Source organism: Chromohalobacter nigrandesensis, from assembly GCF_023061285.1.
GTDB classification, from domain to species: domain Bacteria; phylum Pseudomonadota; class Gammaproteobacteria; order Pseudomonadales; family Halomonadaceae; genus Chromohalobacter; species Chromohalobacter nigrandesensis.
This window is the reverse complement of the sequence record NZ_JAKGAM010000006.1, coordinates 20242-36489: the sequence shown is the minus strand read 5'-3', so window position 1 is coordinate 36489 and position 16248 is coordinate 20242. Positions and strand designations below refer to the sequence as shown.

The 16248-nt window shown below is 62.0% G+C and carries 11 protein-coding genes; 7 read left to right on the top strand and 4 right to left on the bottom strand.

The window, feature by feature from the left end:
- The first annotated feature begins 29 nt into the window (after positions 1-29).
- The 4 genes from L1073_RS09295 (at position 30) to lhpI (ending at position 4166) form a co-directional block, all read left to right on the top strand.
- Positions 30-1481, top strand: coding sequence for a sodium-dependent transporter (locus tag L1073_RS09295; protein ID WP_246898703.1), 1452 nt, complete (start codon positions 30-32; stop codon positions 1479-1481).
- A complete protein-coding gene (locus L1073_RS09290; protein WP_246898701.1) occupies positions 1478-1789 on the top strand; it encodes a DUF8026 family protein in 312 nt (103 codons plus the stop codon). Before L1073_RS09295 ends, L1073_RS09290 begins: the two co-directional genes overlap by 4 nt.
- The gene (gene amaA, locus L1073_RS09285) at positions 1786-3066 is read left to right on the top strand and encodes an L-pipecolate oxidase (protein WP_246898699.1); all 1281 of its coding nucleotides are present in this window, start codon (positions 1786-1788) and stop codon (positions 3064-3066) included. The genes L1073_RS09290 and amaA overlap by 4 nt, the downstream gene beginning before the upstream one ends.
- Before the next feature lie 164 nt (positions 3067-3230).
- On the top strand, positions 3231-4166 hold the full coding sequence (lhpI, locus tag L1073_RS09280) for a bifunctional Delta(1)-pyrroline-2-carboxylate/Delta(1)-piperideine-2-carboxylate reductase (protein WP_246898697.1): 936 nt from the start codon (positions 3231-3233) through the stop codon (positions 4164-4166).
- Positions 4167-4365: 199 nt separating this feature from the next.
- On the opposite strand, the gene gnd is transcribed toward lhpI, so the two are convergent.
- From gnd to L1073_RS09265, 3 genes are all read right to left on the bottom strand, one after another.
- Positions 4366-5364 carry a phosphogluconate dehydrogenase (NAD(+)-dependent, decarboxylating) gene (gene gnd / locus L1073_RS09275; protein WP_343322488.1) on the bottom strand — a complete coding sequence of 333 codons (999 nt, stop codon included), beginning with the start codon at positions 5362-5364 and terminating at the stop codon, positions 4366-4368.
- 107 nt (positions 5365-5471) lie between these two features.
- On the bottom strand, positions 5472-6728 hold the full coding sequence (locus L1073_RS09270; RefSeq protein WP_246898693.1) for a ribonucleotide-diphosphate reductase subunit beta: 1257 nt from the start codon (positions 6726-6728) through the stop codon (positions 5472-5474).
- Between the two features lie 120 nt (positions 6729-6848).
- Positions 6849-9782, bottom strand: a complete 2934-nt coding sequence (locus L1073_RS09265; RefSeq protein ID WP_246898692.1) for a ribonucleoside-diphosphate reductase subunit alpha — start codon at positions 9780-9782, stop codon at positions 6849-6851.
- A 545-nt stretch (positions 9783-10327) separates the two neighbouring features.
- On the opposite strand from L1073_RS09265, the gene L1073_RS09260 reads away from it, so the two are divergent.
- Both L1073_RS09260 and L1073_RS09255 read left to right on the top strand, forming a co-directional pair.
- Positions 10328-11047, top strand: coding sequence for a response regulator (locus L1073_RS09260; RefSeq protein ID WP_246898690.1), 720 nt, complete (start codon positions 10328-10330; stop codon positions 11045-11047).
- A 5-nt stretch (positions 11048-11052) separates the two neighbouring features.
- Positions 11053-12696, top strand: a complete 1644-nt coding sequence (locus tag L1073_RS09255) for an ATP-binding protein (protein WP_246898688.1) — start codon at positions 11053-11055, stop codon at positions 12694-12696.
- A 69-nt stretch (positions 12697-12765) separates the two neighbouring features.
- Here the strand turns inward: L1073_RS09255 and L1073_RS09250 are convergent, their stop codons facing one another.
- Entirely contained in the window at positions 12766-13680 is a 915-nt protein-coding gene (locus L1073_RS09250) for a LysR family transcriptional regulator (protein WP_246898686.1), read from the bottom strand.
- A gap of 146 nt (positions 13681-13826) precedes the next feature.
- Between L1073_RS09250 and metE the strand changes: the two genes are divergently transcribed.
- Positions 13827-16112: a 5-methyltetrahydropteroyltriglutamate--homocysteine S-methyltransferase gene (gene metE / locus L1073_RS09245; RefSeq protein ID WP_246898685.1), complete on the top strand. Its 2286-nt coding sequence runs from the start codon at positions 13827-13829 to the stop codon at positions 16110-16112.
- Positions 16113-16248: the final 136 nt, after the last annotated feature.

Genomic DNA, 16248 nt, shown 5'->3' with positions numbered 1-16248 from the left:
CCAGGCAGAACGTGTCATGGAGTCCAGAGATGACAACAACAATTTCTCGAGAACAATGGGGTAGCCGCTTTGGTTACCTGATGGCCGTCGTCGGCGCCATGGTCGGTGCCGGCAATATCTGGCGCATGCCCTACGTGACGGGAGAGAACGGCGGGGGCGCCTTTTTGATCGCTTACTTCCTGCTGCTCTATCTAATCGCGGTACCCGGTCTGATGGGCGAGACCAGCCTTGGGCGCTATACCCGCCAGGGCTTGATCGGCACCTTCCGCAAGGTCTATGGCAACAATCGCCTCGTTGGCCTGGGGCTGGTGATTCTGATCTTCAACATCGTATTGATGTCCTACTACTCATCGATCGTTGGCTGGTCGATCTACTATGCCTTTCATGCCGTGCTCGGCACCTTCACCCAGACTGATTTCGATACGGCTGCCCTGTGGCAAGACTTTAGCGGCAACACGGCCCTGAACGTCGGCATGCATACGATTGCCATGCTGATGGTTACCGGCATTCTGCTATTCGGTATCAAGGGGGGTATCGAACGTATGGCCAAGTGGATGATGCCGATTCTGACCATCGCCTTGATCGCTATCGCCATTCGCGGGGTGACGCTGCCGGGGGCCATGGCTGGCCTGGAGTTCGCCTTCTCGCCCAACTGGGAATACCTGGCCCGGGGCGAGACCTGGCTGGCGGCGCTGGGGCAGGCGTTGTTCTCCACTGGCCTCGGCTGGGGGATCGCCCTGACCTACGGCAGCTATCTCGGCCGTAACGACGATATCCCGCTGGGGGGAGGCATCTTCACGGCGGTCGGCAATACTAGCTTCGGTCTGCTCGCCATTTTTGCCGTCTTTCCCATCGTCTTCGCTTTCGGCATCTCGCCCAGCTCCGGCGCTGAACTGGCCTTCGTGGCTCTGGCCAATGCCTTCGGCAGCATGACGGGCGGTTACTTCTGGGCCTTGCTGTTTTTCATGGGCTTTTTCTTCGCCAACTTGACCACCGCCATCGCCATTACCGAAGTTGGCGTTACCACCTACCGGGAAGAGCGGAACACCAGCCGTACCAAGGCCGTGCTGACCATCTGCGGCATTATCTGGTTACTCGGTATCCCGAGCGCCATGAATGCCAATATCCTCGGCTACCTGGATTTCGTGGTCGGCAACTGGGGGCTACCGCTTTCGACGTTCATCACCATGCTCGCCATCGGCTGGAAGTTCGATGCCCACCGACTGCGCGTGTTGAGCCTCAACCGGGGCGCCGATCTTTACGTGCCGCGTGTCTGGGAGCTCGTCATTCGCTACCAAATCCCCGCCATCATGCTCGGCATCATGGCCTACTTCCTATATAGCAATCTTGGGCAGACACCCTGGAAGACGATCAGCGGCCTCGTAATACTCACGCTGATGATCCCGCTATGCATGTGGATCATGAACCGTCGCCATGACACGCCGCATGTCGCCAATTCCACAGGAGGTCAGTCATCATGAGCCTATCCGCCATCATCGTCATGATCGCCTCCATCATCGCCTTGTGGGGCGTGGCCAGTTGCGCCCTGATCGTGTCGATTCGACATGAGGAGCGCAAATTGGCCCTGCTCCGCTCACAGGGCGATTTCGAGCCCTTCTCGCCGCGTGCCTTCCGGGATCTCGAGCGCTGGCTGACGCAGCATCCCGAGAGCGAGCACGCTCCTGAAATCCGGGAATGGCGACAGGCGCAGCGAGACTCCCTGCAGCGTAATCCGCAACGCTTCTACGACTGGTCGCACGCCGACGACGATGTTAGGGAGGCGCCATGAAATCGGCCTGTATCTGGACCACCACCTCTCCCGAACGCCAAAGGGAATACTCTCGCCTGGAAGGCAACGCCGCTACCGATGTCGCCGTCATTGGCGGCGGCATCACCGGGCTGAGTACCGCCCTGCATCTCGCCGAAACCGGCGTTTCGGTGACGCTTCTGGAGGCGGGAGACATCCCCAGCGGCGGTTCCGGGCGCAGTGTCGGCTTGGTCAATGCGGGGATGTGGATACCACCGGACGATATTCTCGAGGCCCTGGGCCCGGAAAACGGCGAACGTGCCAATGCAGTGCTCGGTCGTGCGCCCGCCGAGGTCTTCGCTCTCATCGACCGGCATGGCATTGATTGCCAGGATACTCGGACTGGCACCTTGCACCTTGCCCACAACGGCAAGGGAGCCGAGGAACTGACTCGCCGCTTCGAACAATTTTCGCGTTGCGGCGCGCCAGTCGAGTTGCTCGAGGGAGAGGCGTGTCAACGCCGCGTCGGCACGTCTCGAATCCATCGTGCTCTGCTCGACCGGCGGGCCGGCACGCTGAATCCGACCGCCTATACCCGGGGGCTCGCCCGTGCGGCTCATGATGCAGGTGCCAACCTGCACACTCATAGCTCCGCCGAGGGTATCGCGCGCGAAGGCGACCGCTGGCGGGTCGACACCCCGCAGGGCAGCGTTCGGGCACCGCGTCTGGTGATCGCAACCAATGCCTACACGGAAGATCATTGGAACCAAGTGCGCGAGCACTTCTTCCGTGGACACTTCTACCAGGTTGCCTCTCCGCCGCTCTCCGACGAGCTTGCCGGTGACATTCTGCCCGAACGCCAGGGCGCGTGGGATACCCGCACGGTGCTCAGCAGTCTGAGGCGCGATGCCGAGGGACGCTTGATTCTTGGCAGCCTAGGATGTGGTGATAGCAAGCCGGCGTCTTTCCTGCGCTGCTGGGCCGATCGGGTTCAGCGGCATTACTTCCCGCAACTGGGCCGAGTGGACTGGGAATGTACCTGGACAGGCCAGGTCGGTTTCACTCCGGATCACACTCTGCGCCTCTTCGAGCCGGCGCCGGGCATTTTAGGTGTTGCGGGTTATAACGGCCGTGGTATCACGACTGGCACGGTGGTAGGAAAGGGCTTTGCCCATTACTTGAACACCGGTGATGATAGCTTATTGCCACTGCCCATCTGCTCACATCGACCGATACGCGCCAAGCCATTGTGGAGCACCGGTTACGAAGGAGGCTTCACGCTATACCATGCAGGGCAGTGTTTACGTGTATTGATATGAGCAGCATCTATTGGAAGCAGTTTTTACGCTAGCTATCCCTGCAATGGAATTGTGACTAGCTTGTTCTAATTTGGCTTGCCATTCTTTCGTCGCTGCAGTCGGTGTTTGATGGCGCAGTGCTTTCTGCGCGATATGGCGATTTGCAGCAACCACAGGAGAGTAAGATGCGTACAGTCTCCGCGCAGGAGGTCAGCGACGCCTTGGCATGGCCGGCGTTGATCGAGCGCCTGGACGCGTGTTTCGACGGCAGTATCGAAACGCCGTTGCGCCACCACCACGCTATCCCGCGCGACGCGGGGGAAGCGACCTTGTTGTTGATGCCGGCATGGCAGCAGGCGGGCTATATCGGCACCAAAATGGTGAATGTCTTTCCCCATAATGCTGACCGAGGCTTGCCGGCGATCTCGGGTGTCTACCTGTTGTGCGATGGCGATACCGGTCAACCCCTGGCCTGTATCGAAGGCAGTGAGTTGACCCGCCGCCGTACCGCCGCCGCCTCGGCGGTCGCCAGTCGTTATCTGTCGCGCGAGGATGCCGAGACGCTGGTGATGGTCGGCACCGGCAAGCTGGCGCCCATGCTGATCGAAGCGCATGCCGCCGTGCGTCCTATCTCACGCGTCAAGATCTGGGGGCGCAACCCGGAGAAGGCGCAACAGCTCGCCGACGCCTATGCGGAGCGCTTCGACTGCGAAGCGGTCACCTTGCTCAGCGAGGCGGTCGCCTCGGCCGATATCGTCAGTTGTGCGACGCTGAGCAGCGAGCCGCTGGTTCGCGGCGAGTGGCTGCGCTCGGGTACGCACCTGGACCTGGTGGGGGCGTTTCGCCCTACCATGCGTGAAAGCGACGGTGCATGCCTATCCCGTGCGGAGGTATTCGTCGATACCTATGAGGGCGCCAAAGGCGAAGCCGGTGATATTCACCAAGCCATTGAAGAGGGTGATTTCCAATTCGACGCTATTCGCGGCGAGTTGCGTGAATTGATCAGTGGCGCCTCGCCGGGGCGCAGTAGCCCTCAGGCGGTAACGTTGTTCAAATCTGTCGGTGCGTCGCTCGAGGATCTCGCGGCGGCCATCGAAGTGTGGGAGCAGCTCGAATCATGATGCCGCCATCACGCACGGGGTTTTACTGGCATGGTTCTGGTACGACCCCGGAGCTATTGGGGGCTTTCCTCGTATTGGGGGAATCACGAGCGATATTCGGTGCGACCGGCTCCGATACGCTTGAAAAACGCTGGCAGCGGTCGCTGGGAGGGGGCGACTGACGCTCCCAAACGATACCGCGGCCAGCGCACACCGAGGATTACTGCTTCGGTGGCTCGACATGGCCGCCAAAGCCGAAGCGCATCGCCGAGAGCAGGCGGTTGGCGTAGGTGCTGTCCTTGCGCGAGTTGAAACGTGCGAACAGGGCGTTGGCCAGCACTGGGGTGGCGACGCCTTGCTCGACGGCGGCGTCGATGGTCCAGCGGCCTTCACCACTATCGGCGACGGCGCCGGAGTAATGATCGAGCTTGGGGTCGCCGGTCAACGCCTGGGCGGTGAGGTCGAGCAACCACGAGGAGACGACGCTACCGCGGCGCCAGACTTCGGCCACGTCGGCGAGGTTGAGATCGAAGCGTTCTTCTTCCGGCAATTCCGTCGATGACTTGCTCTGCATCAGCTCGAAGCCTTCGGCGTAGGCTTGCATGAGGCCGTACTCGATCCCGTTGTGGACCATCTTCACGTAGTGGCCGGCACCCACCGGGCCGGCATGGATATAGCCACGCTCGGCGCTGTCATGGGGCGCGTTGCGGCCATGCGTGCGATCCAGGTTGCCGTAACCGGGGGCCAACGTATCGAACAGCGGATCGAGATGGTCGAAGGTTTCCTGCTCGGCGCCGACCATCATGCAATAGCCGCGCTCCAGTCCCCAGACGCCGCCCGACGTGCCCACATCGGCATAACGGATGCCTTGTGAAGACAACGCCTTGGCACGGCGGATATCGTCCTTGTAGAAGGTGTTGCCGCCGTCGATGATGATGTCGCCAGCTTCCATGCGTTCGGCAAGGGCATTGATGGTGTCCTCGGTGGGTGCGCCGGCGGGCAGCATGACCCACACCACGCGTGGCGTTTCCAGTTGCTCCACCAGCGCGGCCAGGGAATCCGCCTGAGTGGCACCGTCCTCGATCAACGCCGAGGCGATGGATTGATCGCGGTCATAGGCGACGACGTCGTGGCCGCCGCGCATCAAGCGTCGGGCGATATTGCCGCCCATGCGGCCGAGTCCGATGATACCGAGTTGCATGTTCGTACCTTTCGCGATGTTGGGGTGGGAGTGGGAACGGCGGCAAGCCTACCGATACCGAATACATGACGTAAAGCGGGCCATGCCGTGAGGCATGACCCGCGACGTTCACTCAGTGTGGTGCATCAATCCCAGCTCAGCGCGCCGCCGACCTGATATTCGGTGACGCGCGTCTCGAAGAAGTTCTTCTCCTTGCGCAAGTCGATGATTTCGCTCATCCACGGGAAGGGGTTCTCCGCGCCGGGGTACTGCTCCTTCAAGCCGATCTGCGCCAGGCGGCGATTGCAGATGAAGTGCAGATACTCCTCCATGATCGCGGCGTTCATGCCCAGCACGCCACGCGGCATGGAATCGCGCGCATAGGCGATTTCCAGCTCGGTGCCCTCGATGATCATCTGGGTGACCTCGTCCTGGAATTCCGGCGTCCACAGGTGCGGATTCTCGATCTTGATCTGGTTGATCATGTCGACGCCGAAGTTCAGGTGCATCGACTCGTCGCGGAGGATGTACTGGAACTGCTCGGCGACACCGGTCATCTTGTTGCGCCGGCCCATGGAGAGGATCTGGCTGAAGCCGCAATAGAAGAAGATGCCTTCGGTCACGCAGTAGAAGGCGACCAGATTGCGCAACAGTTCCTGGTCGGTCTCCGGTGTGCCGGTATGGAAGTCCGGGCGCGCCAGCGACTGGGTGTGCTTGAGGCTCCACGCCGATTTGGCGGCGACCGAGGGGACCTCGCGGTACATGTTGAAGACTTCGCCTTCGTCCATGCTCAGCGACTCCACGCAATACTGATAAGCGTGGGTGTGGATGGCTTCCTCGAAGGCCTGGCGCAGCAGGTACTGGCGACATTCGGGGTTGGTGATCAGGCGGTACAGCGCCAGCACCAGGTTGTTGGCGACCAGCGAGTCGGCGGTGGAGAAATAGCCCAGGCTGCGCTCGACGATGCGACGCTCGTCTTCGGTCAGGCCGTCATTGCTTTTCCACAGCGCAATGTCGGCGTTCATGTTCACTTCCTGGGGCATCCAGTGATTGGCGCTGCCGTCCAGGTACTTCTGCCACGCCCACTCGTACTTGAAAGGCACCAACTGGTTGAGGTCGGCGCGGGCATTGATCATCTTCTTGTCGTCGACCTCGATACGTGCCGCGCCCATTTCCAGCTCTTCCAGGCCGGCGGCGACATCAAGCTCGTCCAGGGACTTGCGGGCACGCGCCAGCCGGTCTTCATCGGCGACCTGGTAGCGTGACGCGCTTTCGCGCACCTGCTCGGGTTCCGGCGCTGCGGGTTGCGCTGTCGGCTTGGGGGCCGGCGCGGGCTTTTGAGGCTCGGCGGCGGCACTCTCGTCATCCACCGCGTCTTCGTGAAAATCGTCCCAGTTCAGCATGTTTTCCTCGTTCCTTGCTAGTGGCGTTAATGCATAACGCCAGTGGCTAGACTTTGGTGAGCTTCGAGCTTCGAGCAGTTCGTGGCTCGCGACTCGAAGCCCGTCGCTGGCGCTAAGCGTCTATTGGCAAGCCTCGCAGCCGAGTTCGTCGATATCGCCCGCCGATGGCGCGCGCGAGCCGCTGCCGTTCTTGCCGTTCAGGAAGTCGTCGATGCCGCGCGCTTCGCTGGAGGCGCCACTGGCCGCCGGGCTGGGGGCGCTGCTGGGGGCGGGCGGAGTCGGCGCCGTTGCACCGCTATCGGCGTTGCCCACGGCATTGAGATTGCCGCGATCGACGGTGGATTTTTCCACCGAGGTGGCGCCCAGGGCGCGCAGGTAATAGGTGGTCTTGAGGCCACGGAACCAGGCCATGCGATAGGTGACGTCGAGTTTCTTGCCCGAGACGCCGGCGATGTAGAGGTTCAGCGACTGCGCCTGGTCGATCCACTTCTGGCGCCGCGCGGCGGCCTCGACCAGCCACTTGGGCTCGACCTCGAAGGCACTGGCATAGCGGGCCTTGAGATCGTCCGGCACGCGGTCGATGGGCTGCACGCTGCCGTCGTAGTACTTGAGGTCGTTGATCATGACCTCGTCCCACAGGCCGCGTTCCTTGAGGTCGTTGACCATGTAGGCGTTGACCACGGTGAACTCGCCGGAGAGGTTCGATTTGACGAACAGGTTCTGGTAGGTCGGCTCGATGGACTGCGTCACGCCACAGATGTTGGAGATCGTCGCGGTCGGCGCGATCGCCATGACGTTGGAGTTGCGCATCCCTTGGCTGGTGACCTTGTCGCGCAGACGCGTCCAATCTTGCGTGGTGGAGGTGTCCACCTCGATATAGTCGGCGCCGCGCTCTTCGGTCAGGTTGGCGATGGAGTCGATGGGCAGCACGCCCTTGCTCCACAGCGAGCCTTCGAAGCTTTGGTAGCGTCCGCGCTCGGCGGCCAGGTCGCTGGAGGCTTCGATGGCGTGATAGCTGATCAGCTCCATCGAGGTGTCGGAGAACTCAATGGCTTCCTGAGAAGCGTACGCGATCCCGCGCTTGTAGAGCGCATCTTGGAAACCCATCAAGCCGAGGCCCACCGGGCGGTGCTTGAAGTTGGAGTTCTTGGCTTGGGGCACGGCGTAGTAATTGATGTCGATGACGTTATCGAGCATGCGCACGGCCGTCTTGACGGTCTTCTTCAGCTTGTCGTCGTCGAGTTTGCCGTCGACGATGTGCTGCGCCAGATTGATCGAGCCCAGGTTACACACGGCGATTTCATCCGCCGAGGTGTTGAGGGTGATCTCCGTGCACAGGTTGGAGCTATGCACCACGCCGGCATGGTTCTGCGGGCTGCGCAGGTTGCACGGGTCCTTGAAGGTGATCCACGGATGGCCGGTTTCGAACAGCATGGACAGCATCTTGCGCCACAAGTCCTTGGCCTTGACGCGCTTGAACAGTTTGAGCTGCCCGTTGCGGGTCATTTCCTCGTACTCGGTGTAGCGCTTCTCGAAAGCGGCGCCGTACAGATCGTGCAGGTCCGGGCAGGTGGACGGCGAGAAAAGCGTCCATTCCTCGTCGTCGAAGACCCGCTTCATGAACAAATCCGGCACCCAGTTGGCGGTATTCATGTCGTGGGTACGGCGGCGGTCGTCGCCGGTGTTCTTGCGCAGCTCGAGGAATTCCTCGACGTCGAGGTGCCAAGTCTCGAGATAGGCGCAGACCGCGCCCTTGCGTTTTCCTCCCTGATTGACGGCTACGGCGGTGTCGTTGACCACCTTGAGGAATGGCACCACACCTTGCGACTTGCCGTTGGTGCCCTTGATGTAGGAGCCCAGCGCACGCACTGGCGTCCAGTCGTTGCCCAGGCCGCCGGCCCACTTGGAGAGCATGGCGTTGTCGCGAATCGCGCCGTAGATGCCGTCGAGCTGGTCGGGCACGGTGGTCAGATAGCACGAAGAGAGCTGGCTCTTGACGGTGCCGGCGTTGAACAGCGTCGGCGTGGAGGCCATGTAGTCGAAGCTCGAGAGCAGCTCGTAGAATTCGATGGCTCGCGCTTCGCGATCGTCTTCGTTGAGCGCCAGGCCCATGGCGACACGCATGAACATCACCTGCGGGAGTTCGTAGCGGATGTCGTCGTGATGCAGGAAGTAGCGGTCGTAAAGCGTCTGCAGGCCGAGGTAGGTGAACTGGGCGTCGCGGGTGTAATCCAGCGCCGTGCCCAGGCGCTCGAGGTCGAACTCGGCAAGCTGCGGGTCGAGCTGGTCGAAGGCGAGGCCCTTGGCGATATAGGCCTTGAAGGCCGGCGCATAGAGATCCGCCATCTCCTGGTAAGTCGCCTCGTCGGCGATATCCAGGAAGGCAAGTGCCTCGCGACGCAGGCTGTCCTGCAAGAGTCGCGCGGTGGCGTAGGTATAGTTGGGCTCTTTCTCGACCAGGGTACGTGCGGTCATCGTCAGCGCTTGCGACACGCCATCGATGGACACGCCGTCGTAGAGATTTTTCAGCGACGCATCGACGATCTTCTGCGGCTCGACGTTAGTCAGCCCTTCGCAGGCGTCAAAGACCAGCGTCTCGACCCGGCCCAGATCCAGCGGACGCACGGTGCCGTCGGCCTGTGTGACATTGAGGCTGGGATGCGGCTTGGCGATATCACCGTTGTGAGGCTGACGGGCACGGGCATGTTCCTCGCGGTACAGTACATAGGCGCGGGCGACTTTCTGCTCGCCGGCACGCATCAGGGCCAGCTCGACCTGATCCTGGATCTCTTCGATGTGCAGGGTGCCGCCATCGGGCATGCGCCGCAGGAAGGTATCGACGATGCTCTGGGTCGCCTCGTGAACGAAGTCACGGATGCGTGACGATGCTGCGGCATTGTCGCCTTCGGTGGCGATGAACGCCTTGGTGATCGCCACCGAGACTTTGCTGCCGTCGAAGGCCGCGACATCGCCGTTGCGCTTGATGACGCGCAGTCGCTGCGGTGCGGTGATGTCCACTGACGCCTTGTCAGAGGAAGAAAGTGTGGTATCCATGACGCCTTCCTGTCGTTACGGTCCAGAGGAAAGGGTATCGCCGCACATGTTCGTGTCGCGAGAAGTCGGGCATTATCGTGACGATGACCGATTTAACCGTCTTGTCTCGGCATTTTCGTGCCTGAAGAGGAACGTTCGGGACGAGCACGCGAAATACGGTGATCCCTATATATGGGGGGGATCCTTATAATGAGCACAAGATAGAGCGGTTTTGCGGGGGTCGCAAGTGGATAAGTTGTGGATAGTCTGTGGCTCTCCTGGGGGCTATTCTTGGGTTCCGCCAAGGCATCCATAACTCGCTGCCACGCGACGATTTTTCAATCTGCATGGCGATCTCTATGATGCTCGACAGCTACTCGCGAGTGAATTCGGGTATCATCGCTTGCTATCCGCTATGGTAGGGAATGGCGGCATGCACCCCTTTGTCGCACCGCGCATTCCGGCGGAGCCTCTCTGGAGAGCGCAAAGAATACAAAATAAAGACGAACGGAACTCGCACGACAAGGCCGAAGGTAGGCAGGGCTTCATGGCACCAATGTAAAGGGATGGATGACAGCTTGGACAGCAGCAGACATCACGATCACGTCCTGATCATAGAGGACGACGAGCGGCTGGCGCATCTGACGCGAGACTATCTCGAGGCGAATGAATTCCAGGTCGATCTGGAATACGACGGCGCACGTGCCGTGGAGCGCATTCTCGACGAGCAGCCGGATATGGTCATTCTCGATCTCATGTTGCCCGGCGAGGATGGTCTTTCCATCTGTCGTCGTGTGCGTACCCAGTATGCCGGTCCCATTCTCATGCTGACCGCGCGTACCGACGACATGGACCAGGTGCTGGGACTCGAAATGGGGGCCGACGACTATGTGCCCAAGCCGGTGCAGCCGCGTGTGCTGCTGGCGCGCATGCGCGCCCTGCTGCGCCGTGCCGATGCCCTGGAGGCTGCCAGCGGCGCTACGCGGCTGAACTTCGGTGACCTGCTCATCGATAGCGCCACCCGTGAGGCTTGGCTCAACGACGAACGCATCGATTTGACCAGCGCCGAGTTCGACCTGTTATGGCTGTTGGCCGGTAATGCAGGCCATGTGCTGACCCGCGAGGAAATCTTTTCGCAACTGCGGGGCATCAAGTATGACGGACAGGATCGTTCCATCGATGTGCGGGTTTCGCGTATCCGGCCCAAGATCGGCGACGATCCCAACCAACCGCACCGGATCAAGACCGTGCGCAGTAAAGGGTATCTGTTCGTCAAGGATAGCTAACGTTGATGCGGCGAACCCTGTCGGACAGCACCTTCCTGCGCGTTTACGCCTTGTTGTTGCTGGCGTTGGTGCTGACATTCGGACTCGCATTGCTGGGATATCTGGTGGTCGACCAGGTGCGTCAGGAGAATTACCGCGAGCGCCTGGCCAGTGGCCCGATGCAGGTGCTGGCGCATCTGGCTGCCGAGCAGCCCGTCGACGAGCGTGACGAATGGTTGGCGTCGATGTCATCGACGCTGGGCGTTCCCATGACATTGCATCCCATCGATGACGTGTCGCTGAGTTACTTCGATCGCTCGCGGCTCAATGAAGGACGGCCGCTGATCGAGCGCCACGATGCGGCATGGTCGGTTCTGCGACGGCTGCCGGATACGCCTTGGTTGCTGGAAGTGCGTGTCGGCGGGCTCAAGGAAATGCAGTTGCGCGGTGCTACCGAGGCTCTGCGTACCTGGCTCAGCGGCGTCTCGGAAGATGAGAGCGCCGAGCGTCTGGCGCGTCTTCAGCGTGTCTTCAAGATCCCGTTGGACGTCTCGCCGACGCCACCTGCGGGCGTCGATCCCATCCAGCAGTCGCGTCTCGAAGGCGGTGAAGTCGTAGTGCGCCTCGAGCCGGGGCTCGGCGTATTGTATGTGCATGCACGTCTGGGAGCGGATCGCTGGCTCACTATCGGCCCCATTCCATCCTTCGAGCCGATGCCTATCTCGTTGGCGCTGGCCCTGCTGGGCATCATGCTGCTAGTGCTGGCGGGCACCATCTACTTCGTGGTGCGTGGCGTGGAAGGGCGTGTGGAGCGTCTGGAGCGTGCTGCCACGCGCATCGCCGGGGGACACCTGGATACCCGCGTCAAGGTCGAGAGCAGCGACTTTCTCGGACGGTTGGGGATGGCCTTCAACGGCATGGCGGCCCAGGTGCAATCGTTGCTGCGTACACAGCAGGAAATGATTCGCGCCGTCTCCCATGAGTTGCGCACCCCGGTGGCACGTATCCGTTTCGCGGTGCAGATGGTCGAGGACATGACCGATGAGCCCGTGGTGCGGCGTCAGTTGCAGGATATCGATGGCGATATCGAAGAACTCGATCAACTCGTCGACGAAATTCTGACCTACGCCCGCCTGGGGAGTGATAGCGCCCAGGGCATCCAGCTCGCCACCGAGACCACCGATTGTCGCGCCATGGCCCATCGCGTGGTCGATACCCTGGCACCGCTGCACGCGCATTTGCGTCTCGAAGTCCTGGAAGGCGAGGAGGTCGATCTCGAGGCCGATCCGCGCTATCTGCAACGCGCGCTTTCCAATCTCGTGTCCAATGCCTGCCGCCATGCGGACGGGCATATCCATGTCAGCGTGACGCGGGAAACGCGGGCCGTGCGCCTGGATGTCGAGGACGACGGCGCCGGGGTTCCCGAAGCCGATCGCCTGCTGATCTTCAAACCCTTCGCGCGCCTCGACGACAGCCGCACACGGCGTTCCGGCGGTTATGGCCTGGGGCTTTCCATCGTGCAGAAAATCATGGCCTGGCATGGCGGCAGCGTCGTGGTCGAGCGTAGCCAGAGACTCGGTGGGGCACGCTTCAGTCTATTGTTGCCGACCCCGGATCTCCTCCAGGGGGACCCCCGCTACTCGCGGGGGCGCCGCCTGGACGATGCTTGACCGCTATCTCCCTCGACAGACGCTGGCATCCCGCAAGCGTCAGCGTGGGAGCGTGGCGACGAGACGTGGCTAGGCCGGCTTGATTCCCTCGAGTACCGCGAAGGAGGTCTCGCGCGCGGTGCGCAGGAAATCTTCCATCCACGGCGCGTCACGGCTTTCCTCGCGAATCGCCGCGAATAGCGTGCTCCATACCCCCTGCTCGCCGAGATGCAGGGCGCGCACATAACCGCGCTCCAGATACTCGGTGAGCGCCCAGTTGGGCAATGCGCAGACCCCTCGGCCGCTGGCCACTAGCTGCATCATCATGACCGTCAACTCGGCGGTGCGTACCTCGGCCGGCGTGAAGCCCGCAGGAGTCAGAAACTGGGTGAAGACGTCGAGGCGCGTGTGCTCCACCGGGTAGGTGATGAGTGTCTCGCCGGCCAGTTCCTCCGGCGTGACCCAGTCGCGGCATGTCAGGGCATGCTGCTTGCCCACCGCCAATAGCCCCTCATAGCGGAATAACGGCTCGTAATGAATGCCGGCAAGCGGCTGGGGGTCGGCGGTAATCACCAGATCCAGCGATTCGCGCGCCAGTGATGGCAGGGCATCGAAGCTGTAGCCGCTGGGGATGTCGACTTCAACCTCCGGCCAGTGATTGCGGAAGTGATCGATGGTCGGCATCAGCCACTGAAAGCAGCTATGGCATTCGATGGCCATGTGCAGGCGTCCTTGTTCATGGCCGGCCAGGCGTGCCAGGTCGCGTTCCGCCATGCGGATCTGCGGCAGGACCTGTTCGGCCAGCGCAAGCAGACGCTCGCCCGCCCGGGTGAAGGTGACGGGGCGCGTCTTGCGCTGGAACAGGGGCGCCTCCAGGCGCTCCTCGAGATCCTTGATCTGATGCGAGAGCGCCGATTGGGTGAGATGCACGCGTTCGGCGGCCTCGACGAGCGAGCCGGCGTCACGGAGTGCGATCAAGGTGCGGAGATGGCGAAGCTCGAGCATGGTGTATGAGAGCCGTTCATTTTGAAGATTAATTAATTTAGTTTGATTCACGCACTACCGCCAGCGAGACTGCCCGCCAGCACATCACGGCGTCGCCGTGACCACGAAGTCACTTATTCTAGCCGTATACCGCAAGGGGAAACACGATGGCGCTGGCACACATTCTGGGCTATCCGCGCATTGGCGCGAACCGTGAGTTGAAAAAGGCCGTCGAGGCCTACTGGAAAGGCGAGATCGATCAGGCCACGCTCGAGGAGAGCGGCAAGACGCTGCGTGCCGCACACTGGCAAGCCAGCCGCGATGCGGGGCTCGACCTCGTCACCGTAGGCGACTTCGCCTTCTATGACCAGGTACTCAACGTCAGCGCGCTGTTGGGCGCGGTGCCGCCGCGTTTTGGTGCCATCGAGGGCGATGTCGACCTGGATACGACGTTCCGCATGGCGCGTGGCCGGGCGCCCACCGGCGAGCCGGCGGCCGCCTGCGAGATGACCAAGTACTTCGATACCAACTACCACTACCTGGTCCCCGAGCTGCATGCCGGGCAACGCTTCCGGGTGGCCTCCACGCGGTTGTTCGACGAGGTCGCTGAAGCCCAGGCCGAAGGGCACCCGGTCAAGGTGGCACTGCTGGGGCCGATTAGCTGGTTGTGGCTGGCCAAGGAAAAGAGCGAGGGGCTCGACCGTCTGACCCTGCTCGATACGTTGTTGCCGGTGTATGGCGAGATCCTCGAGCGTTTGGCGGCGCAGGGCGTCGAATGGGTACAGCTCGACGAGCCGGCCCTGGTGCAGGACTTGCCCCGCGACTGGCGCCAGGCCTTCGAGGCCGCCTATAACAAGTTGCAGTCCGCGCGGGTCAAGCTTCTGGTGGCGACCTATTTCGGCGCCCTGGGCGACAATCTGGGCCTGGCCGCCGGTCTGCCGGTCGCCGGGCTGCATATCGACACAGTCCGTGCGCCCGAACAGCTCGATGCGGTGCTCGACCGTCTTCCCACCTATAAAGTGCTGTCCATCGGCGCCATCGACGGACGCAACATCTGGCGTGCCGATCTGGCGGCACTGCGTGAGCGCCTGCAAGTGGCCCGCGCGCGTCTCGGCGAGCGTCTGTGGGTCTCGGCGTCTTGCTCGCTGCTGCACGTGCCAGTGGATCTCGAGGCGGAAACCGACCTCGACGCCGAGCTCAAGAGTTGGCTGGCCTTCGCACGCCAGAAGCTCGATGAAATCGTCACCCTGGCGCACTTGCTCGACGGGCGTGCCACGGACGACGACACCGCTCGTCTGGAAGCCGCTACGCAGGCGCTGGCAGCACGTCGCAACTCTCCGCGCATTCACAAGTCTACCGTGGGCGAGCGCCTGGCGGCGGTGTCCGCCGCCGATGCCGAGCGCCCGAGCCCTTACGGTGCGCGTGCCAAGGCCCAGCGTCGTCATCTCGACCTGCCGCTGTTTCCGACCACCACCATCGGTTCGTTCCCTCAGACGCAGGATATCCGCGCCGCGCGCCGCGCCTTCAAGAGTGGCGAATTGGGCCGCGATGCCTACGAGGCTCGCATGCGTGAGGAGATCGTCCACGCCGTCGAGCGCCAGGAAGCCCTGGATATAGATGTGCCGGTGCATGGCGAGCCCGAGCGTAACGACATGGTCGAGTATTTCGGCGAACTGCTGGATGGCTTTGCTTTCACGCGCTTCGGTTGGGTGCAAAGTTACGGCTCGCGCTGCGTGAAGCCGCCGGTGATCTTCGGTGATGTGAGCCGCCCTGGGCCGATGACGGTGCGCTGGAGCGAATACGCGCAATCGCTCACCGACAAGCCTATGAAGGGCATGCTCACCGGGCCGGTGACGATCCTGCAATGGTCGTTCGTGCGCGACGACCAACCGCGCGATGCCACTTGCCGTCAGATCGCCCTGTCTCTGCGTGACGAAGTCGCCGATCTCGAAGCGGCGGGCATCAAGATCATTCAGATCGACGAGCCGGCACTGCGTGAAGGCCTGCCGCTGCGGCAGGGCGAATGGCAGCGCTACCTCGACTGGGCGGTGGAAAGCTTCAAGCTGAGCGCGGCCGTGGCCCGCGACGAGACGCAGATCCACACCCATATGTGCTACTCGGAGTTCAACGACATCATCGCGGCGATCGCGGCCCTGGACGCCGACGTGATTACCATCGAAACTTCGCGTTCGGATATGGAACTGCTCGACGCTTTTCAGGACTTCGCCTATCCCAACGAGATCGGCCCGGGCGTGTACGACATCCACTCGCCTAACATCCCCGAGGTGGAATGGATGGTGCAGTTGATGGAAAAAGCCGCCGAGAAGATCCCCGCCGAGCGGCTTTGGGTCAACCCGGACTGCGGTCTGAAAACGCGCGGTTGGGCGGAAGTCGAGCCGGCATTGGCCAACATGGTCGAAGCGGCCAAGGAGCTGCGTCGCCGCCACGGGTAAGTATTTCGTATTGACGCCATGAACGCGCCGTCGAGCCACCGCTCGGCGGCGCGTTTCTTATGATGCAGGCGTTTCTCGTGGCACCAGCGTTTCTCATGACATGAGGACTGGTATGCTATCGGCCTTCTTTGATTGA